The following is a 22,709-nucleotide window of genomic DNA, read 5'->3' on the forward strand; positions in this document are numbered from 1 at the left end:
TCCCTGCGCAGAGGAAGGGGTAGCTCGAAGCATTCATTTCGGGGCCGCTGGCAGTGCGAAGGCCACCAGTTTTGTGCCCGGCTTGGTGCCGTAGGCGGGCCTGCCGCCCTCAGCCACCACCACGAACTGCCGCCCGCTGACTGGGCTGCGGTAGGTCATCGGCGTCGCGTTGGCGCTGGTGGCGAGACGGCTGCTCCACAGCTCCTTGCCGGTGGCGGCATCCAGCGCCCGGAAGGTGTGCTCGGCCGCACCGCCGACGAACACCAGGCCGCCGCGTGTAGTCACCGCGCCGCCCGCGGTCGGCGTTCCGATGGTGATGGGGAGCATCGTCTTGATACCCAGCTTCAGCGGTCCGATGTCGCGCCCGGTGCCGAACGGCTTGGACCAGAGCAGCTTGCCGTTCACCAGATCGACGCCAGCGATCAGGCCCCATGGCGGCGCCGTGCAAGGCGAGCCCAGCGGCGAGAGAAACGGCGTGCGGTAGGCGCCATAGGGCGTGTTCAGCATCGGCTGGTCGGTCTGGCCACCCGCATCCAGGCCCGGCGCGATCTGGAAGTTGCGGCGCGTGGACTCCTCCCGCGTGATCAGTTCGAGCCGGTCCGGCACCTGGGTCCAGTTGACGATCATGATGCCGCGGTCGGCGTCGAGGGAGATGCCGTTCCAGTTGACGCCGCCCATGGAGCCGGGCGCGATCACGATGGTCTTGTTGAGCGTCACGGGAGTGAACATGCCCTCGTAGCGCGAGCGCTTGAACTCGATGCGGCAGTAGAGTTGGTCGAGCGGCGTCATGCCCCACATGTCCTTCTCGCGCAGCTCGGGTTCGCGGAAGGCCGGCAGGTCGCTGGATTCAGGCTGCGTCGGGGACAGGCGCTCGCCCTCGGCGATGCCGCCCTGTGGCACGGGCAACTCGCGCACCGTCTTGATCGGCTCGCCGGTCTCGCGGTCGAGCACGAAGATTTCGCCGCGCTTGGTTGGCTGGATCAACGCTGGTCGCACGCCCTGCGGCGTGGGCAGGTTGGCCAAGGTCGGCTGCGAGGCGACGTCGTAGTCCCAGATGTCGTGGTGGGTGGTCTGGAAGCGCCAGCGCATCCGGCCGGTCTCGGCATCGAGCGCGACGACAGCGCTGCCGATGTCGTCGTCAAACGGGCGGCGCTGGCCGCCGTAGGCATCGGGCGTGGCGCCACCCATCGGCATATAGACCAAGCCGAGCTTCTCGTCGGCGCTGATCGGTGCCCAACTGTTCGGCAGGGAGGGCGTATAGACCTCGCCCTCCGGCGGTGCGCCGATGCGATCCGGCACGCCGGCGTCGAAGGCCCAGGCAAGTTCGCCGGTCACAGCGTCGAAGGCCCGCATGACACCGGAGGGACCGCCCCAGTACTGGCCGTCCGGGATGCCGCCGCCGACCACCACCTTGCCGCGGATTACCTGCGGCGCCGAGCTGACGTAGAACAGGCCATGCGGATAGGTGCCGATCCCCTGTTGCAGATCGACCAGGCCTTTGTTGCCGAAGCCAGGGCAGAGTTCGCCCGTGCGTGCGTCGATGGCGGCCAGGGTCGGGTTGTGGCTGGGGGCGAAAATGCGCTCCGCGCACATGCTGCCTTGCGGGGCGTCCGGCACCTTGTAGTAGGCCACGCCGCGGCAGGGCTTGCCGGACGGCTCCTGGCCGTTGGAGACGTTGCGCCGCCAGCGAACCTCCCCGGTCTCGGCGTCGAACGCATGCACGCCGTTGTTCCCATCGCAGGCGTACAGCGTGCCGCCAACCATGATGGGCGTGACCTGCAGCGCGTTCATCTCGCCGGGCACCGTCGCCACCATCTCGGCCTCCCAGACCTTGGTCAGGCCGGTGACGTTGGTGGTATTGATCTGATCGAGCAGGCTGAAACGTGTGCCGCCCTGGTCGTTGCCGTAGGCCTGCCAGTCGTCGCGGTCGATCGTCGCCAGCGGCTGAGGCAGTGCGCCCGGCGCCTGCGCCTGGACACCGCGTCGCAGGGAGGGCACTTCGGTGTCCTCGCCCAGGCTATGGGCAATGCCGCCCACGACCACCGCTGCGACCAGAGCGCCAGCAAAGGTGGCTCGACCAGGAAGCTGCCACGGCGACGGTAGCCGCCTGATCGATGGCAGCAACAACAACGCCGCGAGGACGAAGGGCGCAATCAGCCGGGGTGCGAGTTGCCAGCCGGAGAAGCCGACTTCCCAAAGGCTCCACGCCACGGTCCAGACCAGCATCGCGCCATAGACCCAAGCCCCTCGTGCATCGCCGCGCCAGATCAGCACGCTGCTCAGCACATAGGCCAAGCCGGTGACCAGGTAGTAGACCGAGCCGCCGTTGGCGACCAGGATCACACCACCCACCGCAAGCGCCAAGCCGAATACAAGCAGGATCAGCGCGGCGATGCGCCGGGGCCACGAATGAGACGACTGGGCGGTGAAGTCTTGAGGACTCTTCGCCTTGGAGTGCGTTGCGGGGGTGGGTGAAGTCACAGGAGTTTCTCCGGGGTGATCGGCAGGTCGCGGATGCGCTTGCCGGTTGCGTGGTACACAGCGTTGGCAATGGCCGCCGGAATGCCGACCATGCCCAGCTCGCCCATGCCCTTGACCCCCAGCGGGTTGACGATCGTGTCGTCCTCCTCGACGAAGATGGTCTCGATGGCGTGGATGTCGGCATTCACCGGCACGTGGTAGTGCTGCAGGTTGGCTGTCATGAAGCGGCCTGTTCGATGATCGACTTCGGTGGCCTCCTCCAGCGCCATGCCGATGCCCCAGACCACGCCGCCGATCTCCTGGCTGTGCGAGGCCAGCGGGTTGAGGATCTTTCCGCAGGCGGTGATCTCGATCACCCGGGTCACCCGGATCGTGCCCAGGTCGGGATCGACCTTGACCTCGACGAACTGGGCGCCGTGGGCGAGCGAGGCGTACTTGTCGCGCTCGGGCGATGGCGTGGAGTCGTAGGTCTCGGTGATCTCCTGGGTGTTGGTTCTGCGCATGACCTCTGCGATATCGACGGCGCGCGACGGGTCGCTCTTCATGCGCAGGCGGCCGTCGAGCATCTCGACGTTTTCCGCGGCGACGCCGCTCAGCGGCGAGGCGGTGTCACGGTTCGCCAGCTCCAGCAGCTTCGCAGTGATCGTCAGCGCCGCGCCGCGCACGGCAGAACCCACGCTGGAAGTCGTCCACGATCCGCCCTGGGCCGGCGCCTGGGGCTGGCGCGTGTCGCCCAGCTCGAACTTCACCTGGTCCAGCCGAAGCCCCAGGAATTCGGCGGCGATCATGGTCATGACCGTGTACGTGCCCGGGCCGATGTCGCTGGTGGCGCTGGCGACGCTGGCGGTGCCGTCAGCGCGGAACGTGATGCGGGCACTCGCGGGCATCTGCATCGCGCCCCAGACGCTCGACGCCATGCCCCAGCCGACCAGCAGCTTGCCGTCGCGCATCGAGCGCGGCTCGGGGTTGCGGTTCTTCCAGCCGAACTTCTCTGCGCCCAGCCGGTAGCACTCGCGCAGGGCCTTGCTGGAGAACGGCTTGCCGCTGACCGGATCGACCTCGGCGTAGTTGATCAGGCGCAGTTGCAGGGGATCGATCTTCAGCGCATAGGCCAGCTCGTCCATCGCGCTCTCCAGCGCGAACATGCCGCTGACCGCCCCTGGCGCGCGCATCCAGGTCGGGGTGGACAGATCGGTGGCCGCCACCTTCAGCGGCATGTCCAGGTTTGGACAGGCGTACACCTGCTTGAGAAAGCCGGTGGTGTTGTCCGAGAACGGCTCGAACGAAGAGGTGTTGTGGAACGCCTCCTGCACGATGGCCTGCAGCTTGCCGCTGCGGTCCGCCCCCAGCGCGACCTTCTGGATGGTCTGCGGCCGGTAGCCATGGCCGGTGAACATCTGCGTGCGGGTGAAGACCACCTTGACCGGCCGCTTGAGTTCACGCGCGGCCATGGCGGTCAGCGAGGGGTAGTAGTTGGGCTTGAGCGAGGAGCCGAAGGCGCCACCGACGAAGGGCGACACCACACGGATGTTCTCGGCCGGCACGCCCAGGCCTTCGGCCAGGTGCTTCTGGACGCCATAGACGTTCTGGGTCTTGTCGAAGATCGTGAGTTGATCGCCTTCCCAGAAGGCGATCGCCGCATGCGGCTCGATCGGGTTGTGGTGGTTGATCGGGATGTGGTATTCGGTCTGGACCTTGACCTCGGCACCCTGCAACGCTCGGGCGGGATTGCCCCGCGGCGGCGTGTTCTGCGGTGCCGGCTCGGCGCGTCCCAGCACCGTCTCAAGCTCGGTGACGTGCGGCTCGGTCTGGTAGGTGGCCTTGACCAGCCGCGCGGCATGGCGCGCCTGCTCGTAGGTCTCGGCGACCACCAGGGCGATCGGCTGGGCATTGAAGAACACTCGGTCCGATTGCAGCGGCCAGGCCCATTGCGGCGGCGCATCGGCGGCCGGCGGCTTGCCCAGGCGCCCCGCATTGAGATGGGTGAAGACGCGCACGACGCCCGCGGCCCGCTCGGCTTCACGGGTGTCGATGGCGGTGATCCGCCCCTTGGCCACCGTGCTCAGCACGATGAAACCGTAGGCGGCGTGCGGAACCTGGAACTCGGCCGTGTACTTGGCCTTGCCGGTGACCTTGGCGATCCCGTCCACACGGGTCGTCTCTTTTCCGAGATAGCGTGCCATGATGATTCTCCTTGCGCTCAAGCCAGCTTGGCGGCGCGCATCAGCGCACGCACGACGGATCGTTGACCCAGCTCCACCTTGTAGGCGTTGTGGGCCAGCGGACGGGCTTCGCGCAGCGCGGCCTGGGCCGCTTGGCGGAAGGTGTCCTCGTTGGCGCGGCCGCCGATCAGCGCGGCCTCGGCCTCGGCGCTGCGCCAGGGTTTGTGGGCCACGCTGCCCAGCACCACCCGCGCCTGCCGGATCGTGCCGCCGCCGTCGAGCTGCAGGGCAGCGGCGACCGCGACCATGGCGAAGGCGTAGGAGCTTCGATCACGCACCTTGAGGTAGTGCGAGTTGCGCGCGAACTCGGCCGCCGAGACCGGCAGCTCGATGGCGAGGATCAGCTCCCCGTGTTCGAGGTTGTTGTCTCTTTGCGGGGTGTCGCCTGGCAGGCGATGGAAGTCGGCGATCGGGATCAGCCGCTCGCGTCCGTCCGTCGCACGCACGCGCACGTTGGCGTCCAGGGCAACCAGCGCGTTGGCCATGTCGCCCGGGTAGGTCGCCACACAGGCTTCGCTCCAGCCGAGCACGGCGTGGATCTTGTTCAACCCCTCGCGCGCACCGCAGCCCGAGCCGGGCTCGCGCTTGTTGCACGGCGTGGCGATGTCGTAGAAGTAGTTGCAGCGCGTGCGCTGCATCAGGTTGCCCCCGTTGGTCGCCATGTTGCGCAACTGCCCCGACGCGCCCGCGACGATGGCCTGGGTCAGGAGCGGGTAGTTCTCGCGGATCAGCGGATGGTTGGCGGTCTCGGTGTTGGTCGCCAGCGCGCCCAGGGACAGTCCGGCGCGGGTGCGCTGGATCTGGCGCAACGGCAACTGGCGGATGTCCACCAGGCGAGGGGGCCGCTCGATGTCTTCCTTCATCAGATCGACCAGGTTGGACCCGCCCGCGAGGAACTTCGCGCCAGGCACGCTCGCCACGGCGGCGGCGCCCGATGCGGCATCGGCCGCCCGCACATATTCAAACGGTCTCATGGCCATCCTCCTTGCGCACCGACGCCAGTTGCGTCTCGGTGGCGAATTGCCAGGTCTGGGCCGTCTGGCGGCCGGAATGCGCCTCCTGCACCGCGGCGACGATGCCCGGGTAGGCACCGCAGCGGCAGATGTTGCCGCTCATGCGTTCCTTGATTTCTTCATCGGTCAGGCGCGTGGTGGTCTTGCGCACGTCGGCGGTGACATGGCTGACGTCGCCACGGCGTGCTTCGCCCAGCAGGCCCACCGCCGAGCAAATTTGTCCCGGCGTACAGTAGCCGCACTGAAAGCCGTCGTGCTTGATGAAAGCAGCCTGCACCGGGTGCAGTTGATCGCCCTGGGCCAGCCCCTCGATCGTGGTGACTTCGCCACCTTCGAGCGTCGCGGTCAGCGTGAGGCAGGACAGGACGCGCTGACCGTTCACCAACACCGTGCAGGCGCCGCACTGGCCCTGGTCGCAGCCCTTCTTCGATCCGGTCAGCGCCAGGTGTTCACGCAGGGCGTCGAGCAGCACCACACGCGAATCGAGTTCCAGCGTCTGCTGCACACCATTGACCTGGAAGGCCACCTTGACGACGTTCTGCGCCTTGATCGGCGCCACGGCCGCGCCCTCGGCGAGAGGCATCTGCGCCAATGCCGCCTCCTGGGCCAGCAGGTTCGCCGCGAACAGACCGATCCCGCCCGCGGCGGAATTGATCATGAAGGTGCGCCGCGACTGGCCGACACCATCCAACTCGGGCATCTCGCTCAGGAGCGCCGCTTCGTCGGCGCTCAGTTCGACCGGAGCTTCGGTCTCGATGGGGTATTTCATCGTGGGGTCCTTTCTTTAACGCTCAAGGCGTAGGCGGTTTGGCATGGCCTGGGGTGGCCGCGTCCGATGCGGTATCAGCTACTTCCGCGTCTTGTGGGTGCTCGGAATCAAATGCGGTTGGATGAGGTCCTCCTGGTGAGTGGGTTCAAGGCCCTGCTGTCGTCTGTGTGATCAACTGCTTCAGCCGCGCCGGAGCGTGACGATCGAGATCTCGCGCGGCACGCCGATGCGCAATGGGAGCCAGTGCCCCAGTCCCGAGTTCACGTCGAGATAGGCGTTCCCTTCCTGGTAGATGCCGTGCATGTAGTCGTAGGCGACGATCACCGGCCGCCCGAACAGGCGCACCTGGCCCCCGTGCGTGTGGCTGGACAGCGTGAGCATGGCCCCGCGCGCCGTGGCAATGGGAAAGAACTCGGGATGGTGCGAGAGCACGACCAGCGGCTCGCCGGGTGTGGCTTGCGCAAACGCGAGGTCGGCGAACCGAAGCATCGCGGCATCCTGCTCGTCGCGCGGCAGCATGTGGCGCCCGTCCGCGGCCAGCGGGTAGTCCACGCCGGCCACGCGCAGCGCAACGCCGCGCGGGTGTACCTGGATGCTGCTGTTGATCAACACCTCGATGCGCGGATTGCGGCGCTTGAGGGCGGCGACCACGGCGGCCTCGTTGGGGTACTTGTCGTGGTTGCCGAGGATCGAGAGCACGGGCAGCGCCTCGCTGCGCTCCAGGGCGTCCAGGGTCGGTTCGAGCTGGTCCAGGTCGTCGATCAGGTCGCCGGTGATCGCCAGCAGGTCCACCTTGCGATCGTTGACGAGATCCACCGCGGCGGCGAGGTCGGCGGGCTTGATGAAGGGGCCGACATGGACATCGCCGATGTTGGCGATGCGCAGGCCGTCCAGGCCCTCGGGCAGGCCGCGCACCTGGATCACTTCCTCGCGCACAACGGGTCCGCCGATGGTGCCGAAGCTCACGGCGATGCCGACGGCCAGCGACAGGCCGACGTACACGATCTGCACCCGTGGGCCGTGCGCCTGCGCCCCTGCAGGCGAGCGTCGCCGGAGCGCCCAGCGCACGGCCAGGAACAGCGCGAAGGGCACGATCAGGAGCACCGCCGTCACCAGTGCGCCGACCCAGGCGCTGACCAGCCAACGCCCCCCCTGGCTCCACACGCCTTCCAGGTCGGGCAGGAACCACCAGACCAGATGCACGAGCGCGGCGGTCGTCCAGAAGGCTGCCTGCACCCTCGGCCTGCGAGCGGCTCTGCCGCTCGCCAGCAGGAACAGGCCGACCACCAAGGTCAGCACCACGGAACGGAAGAACACGAAGGTCAAGCTCATGGGCAGGGACTCTTTCTCAGGTCATGTCTGTGCGCTACGTCGGGCCCTCTGTGCTAACCCTTCGGCGTCAGCATCAGCATCCGGCCGCTCGTGCCGTCCTCCAGCAGCCATAGCGCGCCATCCGGCCCGGTGCGCACGGCGCGGATGCGTTCGCCCATGTCCCAATGGTCTGCCTGGGTCGCGTTCTCACCGTCGAGGGCAATGCGATCCAGCGACCGGCCTGAGAGGCCGGTGATGAAGAGGGAATTCCTCCACTGCGGGAACAGCTCCGCGTCGTAGTAAGCGAGGCCGCCCGGGGAGATGGCCGGGTTCCAGAACACCTTCGGCGCCTCGAAGCCATCACCAGGCGCATGGTCGGGGATGTCCCGGCCGTCATAGTGGTCGCCGTTCGATGCCCTGGGCCAGCCGTAGTTGAGGGCGGGCTTGATCAGGTTGATCTCGTCGCCATGGCGTGGACCCATCTCCATCTCCCACAGGCGCCCCTCCTTGTCGAAGGTGACGCCCAGCAGATTGCGGTGGCCGTAGGACCAGACGGCGGCGTGGAAGCCCTTGGCCGCGAGCGGATTGCCGGCGGCCGGTGTGCCGTCGAGGTTGAGGCGCAGCACCTTGCCGAGCGTTGATCGGGGGTCCTGCGCCGGATCGAGCAGTTGACGGTCGCCACTGGTGAAGAAGAGATATTTGCCATCGGGCGAGAAGGCAATGCGGCCCGAATAATGCCCGCCGGTGGAGGCCTCCTGGGCGCGGAAGATGACCTTCGTCTCCTTGAGCGCACCGCCTGCCTGATCCAGTGTCGCGGTGGCGAGCGCGACCCGGCTGCCGGCACCGGAACCCGGCTCGGAGTAGCTGAAATAGACCCGCTTGCTGGCCGAGAAATCGGGAGCGGGAACGATGTCCATCAGCGCGCCCTGACCTCTGCTGCTGACGGCGGGTGTGCCGGACAGCGTTCGCTTGGCACCTGTTCTGGGGTCGAACAGGATCATCGCGCCCTGCTTTTGCGTCACCAGCATGTTGCCGTCGGGCAGGAAGGCCATGGCCCAGGGGCTCTCGAATGTGCCGACGGCCTTGACCTGGAAAGGCAGGCCACCGGGCGCGGGCGCGGTGGCCTGCGCGTTGGCGGGCGTCGGGGTGGTGGCGCCAACGTACAGGGTGAGCGAGAGCGTGGCAGCAAAGCCGAGCATGCGCAGATTCATGATGTCAGGCCTCCATTCGCGGGTTGGACGGTGGATAGTCGGGCGTGGCGTCGGGTTCGCCGAATTCGTTCGATGTCCATATCGGGCTCAGCTACTGGATGGCAGGCCGAGGCGCTGGCGCAATGCCGGCGCTGTCAGGTGGGCGCGAAAACCTGGACCGCCCGGCTGGAAGGAAGCGGACGCCGCCAAATTGCCGACGATGACCGGATCGCACCCGGCATCGCGCACCAGGCCGGCGGCGACCCGCATGGCTTCGGCGTCGTCGCTGGCGATGGGCATCCCGATGCGCCCGCCGGTCCGTGAGGCCGACGTTTCGACCACGGTGGCATCTACAGCGCTGAACGCGCGCACCAGACGCGCGCCCGACATGTACTTGACGACGGTTTGAGCAACGCCCAGTTCGCGCGCCTCGCGGTACACGTCAGCGTTGTTCGCCCCCCAGGGATTGGTGGAGTCCAGCACGATCTTGCCGCGGTAGGCGCTGCGCAGATCGCGCCCGACCTGGGGCAGTGCCTCGAAGGGAACGGCCAGCAACAGTACGGTGCCGAACTCTGCCGCCGCCAGCGGCTGGCCGACCGAGGCACGCGGCCCCAGCTCGCGTGCCATGGCCTCCAGCTTGTCGGGGTTGCGCGAGGAAAACATCACCTCGTGCCCGGCCTTGACCCACAGGCGTCCCACGGTGCCGCCCAGCCAGCCCGCGCCGATCACGCCGATGCGCATCGGCGGGGCCGCGAACGCGCGGGTCGCCGGGATGAGCCACGGCATCGCGGCCAGCAGGCCCATGGATTTCAGAACGGAGCGGCGGGAAGGCTTCATGGTCGTGTCCTCAGTGGATGGATGGCACGGCGGCGGCGTCCTGCCGCTCCTGCGCCTGGTGGGTGCGCCCCAGCCAGACGCTCAGGCCCAGCCAGACGGCCGACAGCGGCACCGCGATCATGGGAATCTGCGCGAGGGTCAGGCCCAAGCCCATCAGGCCCGCATACCCCCAACTGGCGAGCTGGTCGCCACCCCGGTAAACCACGGTGTCGATGAAGTTCTTGGCCTTGTAGCGGTCCTCGCGGGCGCTGGAGGTGAACAGGATTTCGCGGGCGGGACGGGCCAGCGCGAAGTTCGCCACGCGGCGGCCCACCTGCGCGGCCACGATGACGGCGACGCTGGGGCTGGCGGCCAGGACCGCGAAGCCCAGCAGGCTCACCAGGGGCAACACGCACAGCGTCACCACGACGCCCAGGGTGGCCAGCATCCGGCCCGTGACGAAGAGCTGGAACGCCAGCGTGATTGCATTGACGATCAGGTCGATGTTGGCGAAGAACGCCGTGCGGGCCGCCCGGTCGGGAAACGATGCTTGGGCAATGCTGGCCTGCTGAAAGTACAGGAAGGTCGAGGTGACCGAGTACAGCAGGATGAACAGCGCCAATCCGCCCAGATAGGGCGAACGCAGGGTGTGGACCATGCCCGCGAAGATGCCGCCACCCAGCGGCTGATCCGGGTTGTTGTCGCGGCGCGCGGCGTGCTGGAATGCCGGCGCGATGCGCGACAGCCGGCGCGAGGCGAGCACCGCCAATTCCAGGAACACGATGGCGATCGCCATCAGCCAGGAGCGGTCCAGGTGCGCGATCAGGCTGGACGTGATAGCCGAACCCAGCAGACCGCCCAGCGTGGCGCCGGCCGCGAACAGCCCGAAGAGCCGCTTGCCCTGCTCGCTGTCGAAGAGATCCACCATGAAGGACCAGAACACCGAGACGACGAACAGATTGAAGACCGAGACCCAGATGAAAAAGGCGCGTCCGATCCACACCTGCGCATCGGCTTCGGCGAAATGCAGCAGCAGTGCGAACAGCACCAGGTTTGCCGCGAAGAAGCGATAGGCCAAGGCGATGAACTGCCGGCGCGGAAGATTGCGCACTGCCAGCGCGAACAAGGGGCTGGCCACCAGCATGGCCAACAGCGTGCCGGTGAACAGCCACGGGAGGTTTTGCACGCCACCGGCCACGCCCAGCTCGTCGCGGATCGGGCGCAGCACGTAGTACGCCAGGAACAGCGCGATGACGTACAGCATCGACCACAGCACGGCGGGGGCTTCTTCCGGGCGCACGCCAGTCAGGCGCTGCCACCGGGGCGAGATGGCGGAATGCACTCTCTATTTCTCCTTGGCGCCAGCCGCGAGCTGGGGCTGTGTGTTCCCTGCGGCGTTCCCCCACCAGGCCGTGAACGACTGCGCACGGCCGTCCAGGTACACGGCCTGTCCGATCTCCGGTGTCCAAAGCGCGTAGCCATGGCCTTGGCTGGCGGCGACCATGCGCTTGAAGGGGTCGTCCCAGTCATGGGGGGCGATGGAAAAACGGCCCACGTGCGCCTGCATCAGCACCCGCGCGTGCAGGTCCTCGGCCGCCTGCACGGCCTGCTCGGGGGTCATGTGGACGTTCGCCCAGCGCGGGTCGTACTGGCCGGCGTCGAGCGCCACCCAGTCGAACGGGCCGAGTCGCTGGCCGATCTCGGCGAAGTGCGGGCCATAGCCCGAGTCGCCGCTGACGAAGAGGCGACGCTCGGGCGACACCAGTGCGAAGCCGACCCACAGCGACTGGTCGCGGGTGAAGGTTCGCCCGGAGTAGTGCCGGGCTGGCGTGACGTGGACCTGTACCTGCGGCGACAGGGCGACGACCTCGTTCCAATCGGCCTCGCGCACGGTGCGCATGTCGTAGCCCCAGCGCTCGAAATGTGCTCCCACGCCCAGGCCCACGATCACCTGCTTCACCTTGGGTTTGAGGGCCAGGATGGAGGGATAGTCCAGGTGGTCGTAGTGGTCGTGGCTGATCAGCAGCGCATCGACCTCGGGCATGTCGTCGGCCGTGTAGATGCTGCTGCCCTCGAAGGCCTTGTTCGCTGCCGGTATGGGTGCGGCGTTGGTGCTGAAGACCGGATCGATCAGGATGCGCTTGCCGTCCAGTTGGATGAAGTAGGCGGAATGGCCGAGCCAGACCACCAGGTCCTGCGCGGGGTCGAGCGCCTTGAGATCGGTCTTGATCGCGGGAATGGCGCCAGGCGGACGGGGCTGGCCCTTCTCCCCAAAGAGGGTCTCCATCCACATCGACAGCTCGGACTGGTCTGTCGTCTTCATGGGCGTGTCGATCTGGTTGCGGAACACGCCATCGGCATGGTTGGGCGAGTGTTCGATGCGCGTCAACCGTTCGCCGCTGGGAAGCTCCCCGAACACGGGTTGCTGCAAGTAGGCGAACACACCGACGACGCCGAGGATGGCGATACCGACAAGGGCCATGAGAAGTCGAGTCCAGAATCTTTTCATGCAGGGGATACCGTGGTGGGGGCCATCACGACAGCTTCGTGCCGGTGGCGCGGGCGAGTTCGGTCAGCAGCAGATCCTGGAACCGGGTGTCGTTGACGGCGGCATGCGGCTGCTCGCGCCGCTGGTGGTGCCAGTAGCCGCCGCTGGTCAGTGCTTCGGGATCGCCGCTGGTGGCGAGCCATTCCTGGGTCAGGTGGCCCAGTCTCAGGTCGTCGGGCGCGCTCGGGCCGCCCATCCTGGTCGGCACCCAGCCCGGATCGACGGCGTTGCTGTACACCTCGGGCCACAGCCGTGCGACGGCCGCTGCCAGCGTGGTCACGAACAGCTTGCTGTCCGAGTAGCTCCCGGTGGACGTGCGGCCGGTCCAGTCCATGCCGGCCAGGCTGGCGCGTCCGCCCCGGTGCATGCTGCTGCTCAGGTAGATCAGGCGCTTGGGGCGCTGGATCAGCGACGTGAGCAGGTACGGCGCGACGACGTTGACGACCAGCAGTTGCGCGCCGTTGAGGACGCCGGCGTTGTGGACGATGGCATCCATTGCGCCGATCGCATTGACCTGGCGGGCGAGATCGCGAATCTGCGCAAGGTCGGACAGGTCGCCGACCGTGGCGACGGCGCCCTGGTCCACGAGTTCCTTCACGGCCGACATGCGGGCCTGCGAACGCACATGCACGACGACTTCGTGGCCCTGAGCCAGCAAGGTCTTGGCCGTGGCGTGGCCCAGTCCATCGGCCGAGCCGGTAACGAAAACGCGCGCCTTGCCGCCCGCTTTGCTGCCTCGTTGTGCGTTGGGCATGGAAGCCTCCTTTCGGGAATCCGCCGGTGTCTGCGCCCTGGATGTCGCTGCGCCCAGGAGTGAGCCGGCCATCAACGCCGAACCCAGTCCGGCGCCTGCGGTGAGAAATGTTCGACGGTCCATGGGCATGTCCTCCAATCAGGCCGCCAGGGGCTGGATGGCCCGCGGCGGCATACCGTTATCGAGATGAAGCAGGCGGCAGCCCCTTGCTGAACGCCTTGGCATGGAACACCGCCGCCCCTTGCCCCTTGTCCATGTCGCTGGTGACGACGTAGAGGTCGTTCCTGCCCGGGTGGATGGCCAGGCTGGTGGAGGCCAGGTTGTGGCCGCCATCGCGTCCGGGCAGCAGCACCTGGCCGATGGGAATGCCGTTGAGGTTGAAGGCCAGCACGCGGCCTTGCCCGTAGATCGCCACGTACACGTTGCCATCGGCGTCTGCACGCATCGAGTCCGGGGCCGGGCCGACGAAGTGGTAGGCAATGGCCGAGCCGATCGGCGCGATGGTGGTGGCATCCGCCAGTTCGATTCGGTGCAGCAGGTTGCGGCCGAACTCCGTTGCCCACAGCGACTTGCCATCGGGACTGAGCGCAAGGCCGTTCGCCATCGCAAGGTTGGGCAGGACGGGCTTGATGGTCAGGTCCGGCGAGGCGTAGTACACGCCGCCCTTGGGCTCGGTCGCATTCCCCTTGAAATCGGTGAAGTAGAAGCCGCCGCGCGCATCGAATACCAGGTCGTTGGGCATGTACCCGGCCACGGGCGGCACGATCGGCTGCAGGCCCGAGCCGTCCGGGTTCACCGCGTAGATCGCGCCCCGGTTCTTCGGGATGTCCAGTGCCGCGATGAAGAGGCGCCCGTCAGGATGCAAGGCCAACCCGCCCGGATGAAGGGCATCGAGGGTGACCACGGTGGACAACTGCTTGTCCGGCGTCAGGCGCAGCACGCGGCGACCGCTCACGTCGCAGAAAAGCAGGTTGCCGCTACCGTCGAAGATCGCACCTTCGAGGATCAGGCCCTCGTGGGAGACCTTGAACCAGGGTTCGGCCACGACCGTCTGCAAGGCGCGTTCCGAGGGTGGAATCGGCACGGCACCCTGCGTCTGCGCGTCGTAGGCCAATCCTGCAGCAGCGCCTTGCTGCGCCGAGACGGCCGACGTGAAGCCTATCCCGGCGACCAGGCAGGCGACCACCACCGCTGCGCTTGCTCTTGATTTCATCTTGGCGCCGGGCCTGCGCACATCTGCGCAGGCCGGTTTGCAAATGGACGTCCGAATCATGGCGCCGCCCTTACCAAGGCTGGTTCGCGGGGCCGACCGTGAACTCGTTGACCGTCGTGTCCTCGGGCAGATCGATGGCGAAGGCGACGACATCGGCGATCCGCTCCGGCGAAATGCCGTACTTGTCGTAGATGCCCTTCATCTGGTCCAGCGATTCCTTGTCGCTGAACGTCGTCAGCAGCTCGGTGTTGATGGCGGCGGGGTACAGCGTCGCGGTGCGGATGTTGGTGCCTTCCATGGCCGACTCCATGCGCAGGACTTCCATGAAGTCGCGCACGAACCACTTGGTGCCGCCGTACACGGCGCCGCCCGGGTAGGCCTTGAGCCCGGCGACCGAAGACACGGCGATCACGTGGCCGGACTTCTGCGCCACGAACGACGGCAGCACTGCAGCGACGCCGTTGAGCACGCCCTTGATGTTGACATCGACCATCTGGTGCCACTCAGCGGTTTTCAGGGCCGACAGCGGCGCGTTCGGCATGAGGCCGGCATTCAGGAAAATCACGTCCACGCGGCCGAACGTGTCCTTGGCGAGCTTGACGATCGCGTCGTTGTCTTCCTGCTTGGTGACGTCCAGGACCTGGTAGATCGCCTGGCCACCGCTTTGCTGGATCTCGTCCGCGATGCGCTTGAGGTTGTCTTCGCGGCGCGCACCGAGCACGACCTTGGCACCCTTGCTCGCGAGCAGCTTGGCGGTTGCCTCGCCGATGCCTGCGGATGCGCCGGTGATGATGACGACTTTGTCTTTGATCATGATGTTTCTCTGCCTCTGTTAGGTGCGCCCGCAAGGCCTGCCGGCGCGAAAAAACCGTTGTTTCGCCTCAGTACACAGTGAAGCCACCATCCACGACGAGGGCCTGGCCGGTCACGAAGCTCGAACCGGAACTGCACAGCCAAAGCACCGCGCCGGCGATCTCGTCGCCCGTGCCCAGCCGCTTCATCGGCAGGTCGCGCAGCAGGTCGTCCATCGCCAGCATTCCGCTGTCGAGCATCTTGGTGACCATCGGTGTGCTGATCGTGCCGGGGCACACGGCATTGACGCGCACGCCGCGGGTGGCGTATTCGAGGGCCGCGCTCTTGGTCAGTCCGATCACCCCGTGCTTGGTGCCGTGGTAGGCGGCCATCATGGCCCGGCCCGTGATGCCGCCGATGGACGAGCAGTTGACGATCGCGCCGCTGCCTTGCTTGCGCATCTGCTTGAGTTCGTGCTTCATGCAGGCCCACACGCCGCGCTGATTGATGGCGCTGATGAGGTCGTAGTCCTGCGCCGACTGGTCGGCGATTTCCGAAGCAGGCACCTGGATGCCTGCGTTGTTGTAGGCGGCATCCAGGCGGCCGAAGGTGGCGACGGTACGCTCGACCATCGCCGCCACCTGGTCTTCATCGGCGACGTCGCAGACCACGGCGATGGCCTTGCCGCCAGCGGCGGTGATCTCTTCCACAGCCTTCAGCAGCGGGGCCTCCTCGCGGCCCGCCAGGGTGACAGCGGCGCCCGCCTTTGCGAACGCGCGCGCCGTATCCAGCCCCATGCCAGAGCCAGCGCCGGTAACCAGGGCGACCTGCCCGGTGAAGTCGTAAGTGACGCTCATGGAAATCTCCTTGTCAGGTCAAAAAAATCATGCCGCCAGCGATGCGTTGTCGATCACGAAGCGGTACTTCACGTCGCCCTTGAGCATGCGTTCATAGGCGTCGTTGATCTGGTCGGCGCGGATCATTTCGATGTCCGCGACGATCCCGTGCTCGGCGCAGAAGTCCAGCATTTCCTGCGTCTCGGGAATCCCGCCGATCGCCGAGCCAGCCAGGCTGCGGCGCTTCAGGATCAGGTTGAACACCTCGGGCGACGGGTGCGGCGAAGCCGGCGCGCCGACCAGCGTCATCGTGCCGTCGCGCTTGAGCAGCACGAAGAACGCATCGAGGTCATGAGGGACGGCCACGGTGTTGAGGATGAAGTCGAAGCTGTTGGCGTGCGCCGCCATCTCTGCGGGGTTGCGCGAAACCACCACCTCGTCGGCGCCCAGCGCCTTGGCCGCCTCGCGCTTGGATTCCGAGGTGGTGAACGCCACCACGTGCGCGCCCATGGCATGCGCTAGCTTGATGCCCATGTGGCCCAGGCCGCCGATGCCGACCACGCCCACCTTGTGGCCCGGTCCCACCTTCCAGTGGCGCAGCGGCGAGTACGTGGTGATGCCTGCGCACAGCAGCGGCGCCACGGCGGCGAGCTGGGCTTCGGGGTGGCGGATGCGCAGCACATAGCGCTCATGCACCACGACCTGCTGCGAGTAACCGCCCAGCGTGTGGCCCGGCGCGTCGGACGTGGGGCCGTTGTACGTGCCGACCATGTGGTCGCAGTAGTTCTCCAGGCCTTCATCGCAGTCGGCGCAGTGCTTGCAGCTATCGACGATGCAGCCGACGCCCACCAGATCGCCGGGCTTGAAGCCCGACACGTGTGCGCCCACCGCCGCAACGCGGCCGACGATCTCGTGACCCGGCACGCAGGGATAGAGCGTCCCCGCCCACTCGGCACGTACCTGGTGGATGTCGGAGTGGCACACGCCGCAGTAGGCGATGTCGATCTGTACGTCGTGCGCACCCGGCGCGCGACGGGTGATGTCCATCGATTCGAGTGGCTGGTCGCCGGCGTGGGCGCCGTAGGCTTTGACTGTCATGTGTGATTCCTTGGATTGAGTGGGCTGGCCTCGCAGTGCTGGCCAGAATCAGTACGCCAGAAAGCGGCCCGCGACGATGACCCCCGTCCATACAAAAGCCGACACCAATGCGGAGACCTTCGCCGACAGCGGAGGAAGGGCATGCACATCCCAATCGGCCACCGTCCGGTAGATGCCCTTGTGGAACACCAGCACATTGATGCCTGCGACAGCGATGAGTCCGAATTTCCACGGCGCAGCCCCGGCAGCGGCCACGACGGTCGCCTGCGCACTGAGCAGTGCGACGCCCGTGATCGCGACGATGGCCAGACCGATGTGGGAGACGGGCAGCAGACAGCGCGCGGCCGTGGTCACGGGCACGATGCGGTGCCCGGTTCCCAACAGTCGAAGGTCGAAAGTGAAAGCTGGGCCGACAAGGAGCGCGATCCCGAGGATGTGAACGGACTCCAGCACGGGATAGAGGTACTGGGCATTGCGTACCGTCTCGCCGAGTGCAGAGTCCTGCAGCACCATCAGCCACGCGCTGAGAAATTCAGGCATACGCAGTCGCTCAGTTCCGACCAGCGTTCGGCAGCGGTGCGCGCACCGGGAGCGTGTTGCCGAGCACCTGGTTCACCGGCACGGCGTCATCCCCGTACCAGAACACGACCGGGCGAAACATGCCCGCATCCGTCCGATTGATGTAGCCGACCGCCTGGAACCGCTCCCCGACGTTCAGCGCACGCCCCAAGCCCCATCTGCCCGACCAGGCCGGCGGCGCAATGATGACCTCCAGCTTCTGGCGGTTGCCCTTGTAGGAGGGCGCGGCGTTGACCCGCACGCTGTCCTCGGGGTCCTGCAACTGCTCGGGAATCGCCAGCTTGGGCGTCTGGGCAGGCAGGTCGCGATCCAGGGTCACATCGAAAAGGGAGTGCGGGTTGCCCCAGACCCCTTTCGATGAGACCGTCCCGGAAATATAGACGAGCCGATCGGTGTCGAAGGCGGCCCAACCATGGTGCGCGAACGCCGGCGTTGTCGGCAGCAAGGCCAGGAAGAACGACGCGATCATCGCAAGCCTGGCGAGGCTGGGTAGGCGGTGAGTGTTCATGGTCTCTGCACTCCTGGCGTTCACTTGGCTGCGACCTGCTTCAGGTGTTCGCCGAAGAAGGCCGTCATCTTGTCGAAGGGAATCTTGTCCACGCGGTCGTACAGATCGATGTGGCTCGCTCCCGGGACGATCACCAGTTCCTTGGGCTCGGCAGCGGCCGCATAGGCGGTCTGGGCGAAGTACAGCGAATGGGCCTTCTCGCCATGCACGAACAGGATCGGACGCGGCGAAATCTCCTTGATGTAGGTCAGGATAGGCATGTTCATGAACGACAGCGGCGTGGTGATGGTCCAGGCATTGCCGGAGTTGACCGCGCGCGGGTGGTAGCCGCGCGGCGTCATGTAGTACTCGTGGTAATCGACCATGAACTGCGCGTCGCCGGCCTTCACGTCCTTGTTGTAAGGCGGCTGGTAGGCGGGCTTGCCATTCGCGGCGTCCTCCCAGCGCTGCCGGCTCAGTTGCTCCAGCGTCTGCGTGCGCTGCTCCGGGGTCACGACGTCGTTGTAGCCCTTGGACATGACGCGGGTCATGTCGTACATGGTGCTGGCGACAACCGCCTTGACGCGCTTGTCGGCGGCCACCGCGTTCAATGCGAAGCCGCCCCAGCCGCAGACGCCGATGACGCCGATGCGCTCGCGATCGACGTAGGGCTGCAGGCCGATGAAATCGACCGCCGCCATGAAATCCTCGGTGTTGACGTCCGGCGAGGCGACGTTGCGCGGCTCGCCGCCGCTCTCCCCGGTGAAGGAGCCGTCGAAGGCCAGCGTCACGAAGCCGCGCTCGGCCATGATCTGCGCATACAGGCCCGAGGACTGTTCCTTGACCGCGCCGAACGGACCGCCGATGACGATCGCCGCCAGCCGCTGGTTCGCCCGGTTCTTGGGCAGGTACAGGTCGGCCGCGAGGGTGATGCCGTAGCGGTTCTTGAAGGTGACCTTCTGGTGATCGACCTTATCGCTCTTGGGAAACACCTTGTCCCACGCCTGCGTCAGCCGCAGGCCGCCCGATACGATCGTGGGCGAGGCCGTTTGTGCCAGCACCGTGTGCCCGCCGAGGGCCATGGCCACGCCAGCAATGATCGAGCCTTGGACGAAGCCCTTGAGGGCCGTCCGCCGTTTGATGTTCGTTATGCTCAGGGGAGCTTTGCTCATGGCTTTCTCTCTATGTGGATGGTGAAAATAGGCTGGCAGGTCAGTCCTGTTCGCTGTCGCATCGGGCGGTCATTCACATGCGAGATTCCCCCGGTAGGGCAGTGGCCGCGGCAGCGGCAGTGGGCGTGCCCGATGCCCCGGGCTGGGCGGCGTCGCATCCGGCCAGCACGAACAGGCCGCACAGAAGCCCCAGGGTGCGCATGGCCTGCATGCCACGCCCAGGCCGGCGGCCGTTGGCCGTCCGGTTGCGGACTCTGCAGGGGACTTCGAGGTTCATGGTCATGTGGTCTCCTGGTTGGACGCGGTAATTCAGGCCGCTTGCCGGGTTTGCGCGCGCGAGGTCGTGAATGCCAGGAAGGCCGCGAGCAGCAGCACGGCCGCACTCGCCACGAAGGTGCTGCGATAGCCGGTGGCGTCGAACAGCAGGCCGCCCACGGTGGAGCCCAGGGCGATGGACAACTGGATCACGGCCACCATGAGGCCGCCGCCCGCCTCGGCGTTGTGCGGCATGGCCTCGGCGATCCAGCTCCACCAGCCCACCGGGGCCGACGTCGCCATCAGGCCCCACAGGCCCAGCAGCACGAACACCGCGGCAACCCAGGCGCCGAAGGGAATCAACGCCAAGGCGATCACCGCCATCAGGACGGGGATGACGATCAGCGTCCCATACAGGCTGCGCTTGAGCACGGAGCCGATCAGCGCCGTACCGATGAAGCCGGCCACGCCGATCACCAGCAGGATCAGCGACAGCGTGGACACCCCGACGTGCGTCACCGTCTCCAGGAAGGGGCGGACATAGGTGAACAGCGCGAACTGCCCCATGAAGAAGGCGCCGCAGGCGGCCATGCCGAAGGCGACCGGGCGGCTGCGCAGCACCGTGAAGACATTGCCCGAACCCTGCGAACCGCCCTGGTTCTTCATGGAAGGCAGGCTGATCCACTGCCAGGCCAGCGCAATGGCCGCCACCGGGACCAGGCAGAAGAACGCGCCGCGCCAGCCCATGACCGAACCGAGGTAGCTGCCCAATGGCGCGGCGATCACGGTCGCCAGCGCGTTGCCGCCGTTGAAGATCGCCAGTGCGCGCGGCACCTGGCTGGATGGCACAAGCCGCATGGCGGTGGCCGCCGACATGGACCAGAAACCGCCGATCACCACGCCGATGAGGGCGCGGCCGACCATGTAGGTCAGGTAATTGGATGCCAGCGCGACCACGGCGCCGGAGACCGCCATCAGTGCCGTCAGCGCCAGCAGCAGCGTCTTGCGGTTCATGCCGCCGGCCAGCCATGAAATCGACAGGCTGGTCAGTACGGCGAATGCGCCCGAGATGGCGATGCCTTGTCCGGCCATGCCCTCGGTGACATGCAGATCCGCCGCGATCGGCGTCAGCAGGCTCACGGGCATGAATTCGGAGGCGATCAGCGCGAACACGCACAGCGACATGGCAAACACTCCGCCCCAATAGGCGGGTTGCGCGCTGGTCTCTTGCTGGGAAGGAACGGCCTCCATGGCGGCCGTGCCGATCTGGTCTGTCATGAACTTCTTCTTATTCCTGAATGCTTGGGTAAATGCCGGGCCTGGTGTGCGACGGGCATGGCGCGGAAAAGCTGGGTTGCCACTACTTCACCGCTTCGATGCGGACGCTGAATTCGCCATCCACTTTGGACAACTGCTCAATGCCCGAGGTGAAGCGGCCGAGATGAACCAGATCGTTCGAGTGCCGATAGCCGCGGTAATAGGCCACCAGGTTTCCCCACGGCGCGTACAAGGCGAAGTCGCCTACCGAGGGCGTCAAGCCGAAGGGCGCGTTCGCCGTCGAGAGCTTGCGCGGTGGATAGGCGACTTTCTCCACGTTGTTGTAGTCGCTGAACTTCAGCGTCAGCGGCAGCATGGAGACCAGATCGCGGCTGGCGGGGTTGTCGTTGAGTTCCACGACCGCTTCGCCGCCATCGAAGCTCAGCCTGATCCGGGTGACTTCGGTTGATCTGCTCGACATGGCTGTTCTCCCTTGATCTGGCGTCGCCTGGGCGGCGGTGCCGTTGGGTTGACGCTCCTGGGCTGCCACGCTCTGGCTCATGAGAGGGAGCGCGGCAGCCAGTACGACCGCCAGCGCGGCAGATCGACAAATCTTCGTGTTCACGATGGAAGCTCCTGTGTCTGGAAGGTCATGGCGATTTCCCGCGCGGGCGGATGTTCAGTCCTTGCCGATCTGGTCCATCTGCTTGGCGTCCATGCGGCCGCCGTGGACGGTGATCTTGGCCATGCCCGCTTCGATCTCGCGCAGGTCTTCCGGCGTGAGGTTGACGTTGATCGAGCTGAGGTTCTCGCGCGAGTGGTCCAGGTTGGTCGTACCCGGGATGGAGACGATCCAGGGCTTTTGCGCCGCCAGCCAGGCCAGGGCGATCTGCGCGCGCGTGGCACCCTTCTTCTCGCCGAAGGCCTTCAGGAAGTCGAGGATCGGCTGGTTCGCCTTCATGACCTCGGTGCTGAATCGGGGGAAGGTCTTGCGCAGGTCGGTCTTCGCGTCGAACTTGGCCTGCGCGTCCAGCGGCAGCTTGCCGGCAAGGAAGCCCTGACCCAGCGGCCCCCACGGCACGAAGCCGATGCCCAGTTCCTCGCAGGCCTGCAGCACGCCGTTGCGCTCCACGCTGCGCTCCATGATCGAGTACTCGGTCTGGATGGCGGTCACCGGCTGCACGGCATGGGCGCGGCGGATGGTGCGTGCGCTGGGCTCGGACAGGCCGAAGTGCAGCACCTTGCCCTGCTGGATCAGGTCCTTGATGGTGCCGGCCACGTCCTCGATCGGCACGGTCAGATCGACGCGGTGCTGGTAGTACAGGTCGATGCGATCGGTCTTCAGGCGCTTGAGCGATTCTTCGACCACGCGGCGGATGCGTTCGGGGCGACTGTCCAGGCCGTTCGTGCCGTCGATCTTGAAGCCGAACTTGGTGGCGATGGCGATGTGGTTGCGCACCGGGCCCAAGGCTTCGGCGACGAGTTCCTCGTTCACATAGGGGCCATAGACCTCGGCGGTGTCGAAGAAGGTGATGCCGCGCTCGTAGGCGTCGCGGATCACGCGGATGCTGGTCGCGCGGTCCACGCCGGGGCCGTAGTGGCCGGGGCTGTTGCTCATGCAGCCGAAGCCCAGCTCCGAGACGTCCAGGTTGCCCAGCTTGCGCCTGCCGATGGTGTACGTCTGGCCGCTGTTGCCGCTGCGTTGCGCGGTTTGGGCCATGGCGGGAGTCGCCAGCGATGCAGCGCCGATCGGCAGCGCCGCGCCGGCCGCCGCGATGCCCGCCGCCTTGAGGAAGCCGCGGCGATCGGCAGCTACGCCGGACTCTTGTGTGGCTTCACGATCGTTGGTGTTCTGCGTGCTCATGGTGGATACCTTTCAAGTTGAAGTGGATGCGGGAAGTGGCTTGCCGCCGTGC

The 22,709-nt window shown here is 66.7% G+C and carries 20 protein-coding genes; all 20 read right to left on the bottom strand.

Going from position 1 to position 22,709, the window contains the following annotated elements:
- Window positions 1-33 precede the first annotated feature (33 nt).
- Window positions 34-2,481: a membrane-bound PQQ-dependent dehydrogenase, glucose/quinate/shikimate family gene (locus IB242_RS04640; protein ID WP_192276285.1), complete on the bottom strand. Its 2,448-nt coding sequence runs from the start codon at window positions 2,479-2,481 to the stop codon at window positions 34-36.
- On the bottom strand, window positions 2,478-4,664 hold the full coding sequence (locus IB242_RS04645) for a xanthine dehydrogenase family protein molybdopterin-binding subunit (protein ID WP_192276287.1): 2,187 nt from the start codon (window positions 4,662-4,664) through the stop codon (window positions 2,478-2,480). Before IB242_RS04645 ends, IB242_RS04640 begins: the two co-directional genes overlap by 4 nt.
- Before the next feature lie 17 nt (window positions 4,665-4,681).
- Complete coding sequence (locus IB242_RS04650; protein WP_192276289.1) at window positions 4,682-5,677, bottom strand: xanthine dehydrogenase family protein subunit M; 996 nt, start codon at window positions 5,675-5,677, stop codon at window positions 4,682-4,684.
- Window positions 5,664-6,374, bottom strand: a complete 711-nt coding sequence (locus IB242_RS04655) for a 2Fe-2S iron-sulfur cluster-binding protein (RefSeq protein ID WP_197844144.1) — start codon at window positions 6,372-6,374, stop codon at window positions 5,664-5,666. The genes IB242_RS04650 and IB242_RS04655 overlap by 14 nt, the downstream gene beginning before the upstream one ends.
- Before the next feature lie 291 nt (window positions 6,375-6,665).
- Window positions 6,666-7,802: a metallophosphoesterase gene (locus IB242_RS04660; protein ID WP_343237102.1), complete on the bottom strand. Its 1,137-nt coding sequence runs from the start codon at window positions 7,800-7,802 to the stop codon at window positions 6,666-6,668.
- A gap of 68 nt (window positions 7,803-7,870) precedes the next feature.
- Window positions 7,871-9,007 (bottom strand): PQQ-dependent sugar dehydrogenase, encoded by a 1,137-nt coding sequence (locus IB242_RS04665; RefSeq protein ID WP_192276295.1) that lies wholly within the window; start codon window positions 9,005-9,007, stop codon window positions 7,871-7,873.
- Between the two features lie 87 nt (window positions 9,008-9,094).
- Window positions 9,095-9,823, bottom strand: a complete 729-nt coding sequence (locus IB242_RS04670) for an NADPH-dependent F420 reductase (RefSeq protein ID WP_192276297.1) — start codon at window positions 9,821-9,823, stop codon at window positions 9,095-9,097.
- A 10-nt stretch (window positions 9,824-9,833) separates the two neighbouring features.
- Window positions 9,834-11,144, bottom strand: a complete 1,311-nt coding sequence (locus IB242_RS04675; RefSeq protein WP_192276299.1) for an MFS transporter — start codon at window positions 11,142-11,144, stop codon at window positions 9,834-9,836.
- Window positions 11,145-11,147: 3 nt separating this feature from the next.
- Window positions 11,148-12,311 (bottom strand): MBL fold metallo-hydrolase, encoded by a 1,164-nt coding sequence (locus IB242_RS04680; RefSeq protein WP_192276301.1) that lies wholly within the window; start codon window positions 12,309-12,311, stop codon window positions 11,148-11,150.
- A 25-nt stretch (window positions 12,312-12,336) separates the two neighbouring features.
- Window positions 12,337-13,104 carry an SDR family NAD(P)-dependent oxidoreductase gene (locus IB242_RS04685; protein ID WP_225540027.1) on the bottom strand — a complete coding sequence of 256 codons (768 nt, stop codon included), beginning with the start codon at window positions 13,102-13,104 and terminating at the stop codon, window positions 12,337-12,339.
- A gap of 178 nt (window positions 13,105-13,282) precedes the next feature.
- Window positions 13,283-14,293 (bottom strand): SMP-30/gluconolactonase/LRE family protein, encoded by a 1,011-nt coding sequence (locus IB242_RS04690; protein ID WP_343237086.1) that lies wholly within the window; start codon window positions 14,291-14,293, stop codon window positions 13,283-13,285.
- A gap of 94 nt (window positions 14,294-14,387) precedes the next feature.
- On the bottom strand, window positions 14,388-15,131 hold the full coding sequence (locus IB242_RS04695; protein WP_192276305.1) for an SDR family oxidoreductase: 744 nt from the start codon (window positions 15,129-15,131) through the stop codon (window positions 14,388-14,390).
- A gap of 67 nt (window positions 15,132-15,198) precedes the next feature.
- Window positions 15,199-15,966: a glucose 1-dehydrogenase gene (locus IB242_RS04700; RefSeq protein ID WP_088512803.1), complete on the bottom strand. Its 768-nt coding sequence runs from the start codon at window positions 15,964-15,966 to the stop codon at window positions 15,199-15,201.
- A 27-nt stretch (window positions 15,967-15,993) separates the two neighbouring features.
- Window positions 15,994-16,992, bottom strand: a complete 999-nt coding sequence (locus IB242_RS04705) for an NAD(P)-dependent alcohol dehydrogenase (protein ID WP_343237103.1) — start codon at window positions 16,990-16,992, stop codon at window positions 15,994-15,996.
- A gap of 99 nt (window positions 16,993-17,091) precedes the next feature.
- Complete coding sequence (locus IB242_RS04710; protein WP_192276309.1) at window positions 17,092-17,583, bottom strand: DUF6644 family protein; 492 nt, start codon at window positions 17,581-17,583, stop codon at window positions 17,092-17,094.
- 10 nt (window positions 17,584-17,593) lie between these two features.
- A complete protein-coding gene (locus tag IB242_RS04715) occupies window positions 17,594-18,130 on the bottom strand; it encodes a DUF6152 family protein (protein ID WP_192276311.1) in 537 nt (178 codons plus the stop codon).
- A gap of 20 nt (window positions 18,131-18,150) precedes the next feature.
- Window positions 18,151-19,281, bottom strand: a complete 1,131-nt coding sequence (locus IB242_RS04720) for an alpha/beta hydrolase (RefSeq protein ID WP_192276313.1) — start codon at window positions 19,279-19,281, stop codon at window positions 18,151-18,153.
- 309 nt (window positions 19,282-19,590) lie between these two features.
- Entirely contained in the window at window positions 19,591-20,787 is a 1,197-nt protein-coding gene (locus IB242_RS04725; RefSeq protein WP_192277732.1) for an MFS transporter, read from the bottom strand.
- A gap of 109 nt (window positions 20,788-20,896) precedes the next feature.
- Complete coding sequence (locus IB242_RS04730; RefSeq protein ID WP_332108485.1) at window positions 20,897-21,418, bottom strand: cyclophilin-like fold protein; 522 nt, start codon at window positions 21,416-21,418, stop codon at window positions 20,897-20,899.
- Between the two features lie 54 nt (window positions 21,419-21,472).
- Window positions 21,473-22,657 (bottom strand): aldo/keto reductase, encoded by a 1,185-nt coding sequence (locus tag IB242_RS04735; protein WP_192276315.1) that lies wholly within the window; start codon window positions 22,655-22,657, stop codon window positions 21,473-21,475.
- Between the last annotated feature and the right edge of the window lie 52 nt (window positions 22,658-22,709).

The organism is Xanthomonas sp. XNM01, assembly GCF_014851915.1.
Taxonomy (GTDB): domain Bacteria; phylum Pseudomonadota; class Gammaproteobacteria; order Xanthomonadales; family Xanthomonadaceae; genus Pseudoxanthomonas.

Bases quoted from the DNA above. Each gene is read 5' to 3' on its own strand.
- IB242_RS04645 (WP_192276287.1), bottom strand. From the start codon at position 4,664: ATGGCACGCTATCTCGGAAAAGAGACGACCCGTGTGGACGGGATCGCC.
- IB242_RS04650 (WP_192276289.1), bottom strand. From the start codon at position 5,677: ATGAGACCGTTTGAATATGTGCGGGCGGCCGATGCCGCATCGGGCGCC.
- IB242_RS04655 (WP_197844144.1), bottom strand. From the start codon at position 6,374: ATGATCAATTCCGCCGCGGGCGGGATCGGTCTGTTCGCGGCGAACCTG.
- IB242_RS04665 (WP_192276295.1), bottom strand. From the start codon at position 9,007: ATGAATCTGCGCATGCTCGGCTTTGCTGCCACGCTCTCGCTCACCCTG.
- IB242_RS04670 (WP_192276297.1), bottom strand. From the start codon at position 9,823: ATGAAGCCTTCCCGCCGCTCCGTTCTGAAATCCATGGGCCTGCTGGCC.
- IB242_RS04680 (WP_192276301.1), bottom strand. From the start codon at position 12,311: ATGAAAAGATTCTGGACTCGACTTCTCATGGCCCTTGTCGGTATCGCC.
- IB242_RS04685 (WP_225540027.1), bottom strand. From the start codon at position 13,104: ATGCCCAACGCACAACGAGGCAGCAAAGCGGGCGGCAAGGCGCGCGTT.
- IB242_RS04695 (WP_192276305.1), bottom strand. From the start codon at position 15,131: ATGATCAAAGACAAAGTCGTCATCATCACCGGCGCATCCGCAGGCATC.
- IB242_RS04700 (WP_088512803.1), bottom strand. From the start codon at position 15,966: ATGAGCGTCACTTACGACTTCACCGGGCAGGTCGCCCTGGTTACCGGC.
- IB242_RS04705 (WP_343237103.1), bottom strand. From the start codon at position 16,992: ATGGACATCACCCGTCGCGCGCCGGGTGCGCACGACGTACAGATCGAC.
- IB242_RS04710 (WP_192276309.1), bottom strand. From the start codon at position 17,583: ATGCCTGAATTTCTCAGCGCGTGGCTGATGGTGCTGCAGGACTCTGCA.
- IB242_RS04715 (WP_192276311.1), bottom strand. From the start codon at position 18,130: ATGAACACTCACCGCCTACCCAGCCTCGCCAGGCTTGCGATGATCGCG.
- IB242_RS04720 (WP_192276313.1), bottom strand. From the start codon at position 19,281: ATGAGCAAAGCTCCCCTGAGCATAACGAACATCAAACGGCGGACGGCC.
- IB242_RS04725 (WP_192277732.1), bottom strand. From the start codon at position 20,787: ATGGAGGCCGTTCCTTCCCAGCAAGAGACCAGCGCGCAACCCGCCTAT.
- IB242_RS04735 (WP_192276315.1), bottom strand. From the start codon at position 22,657: ATGAGCACGCAGAACACCAACGATCGTGAAGCCACACAAGAGTCCGGC.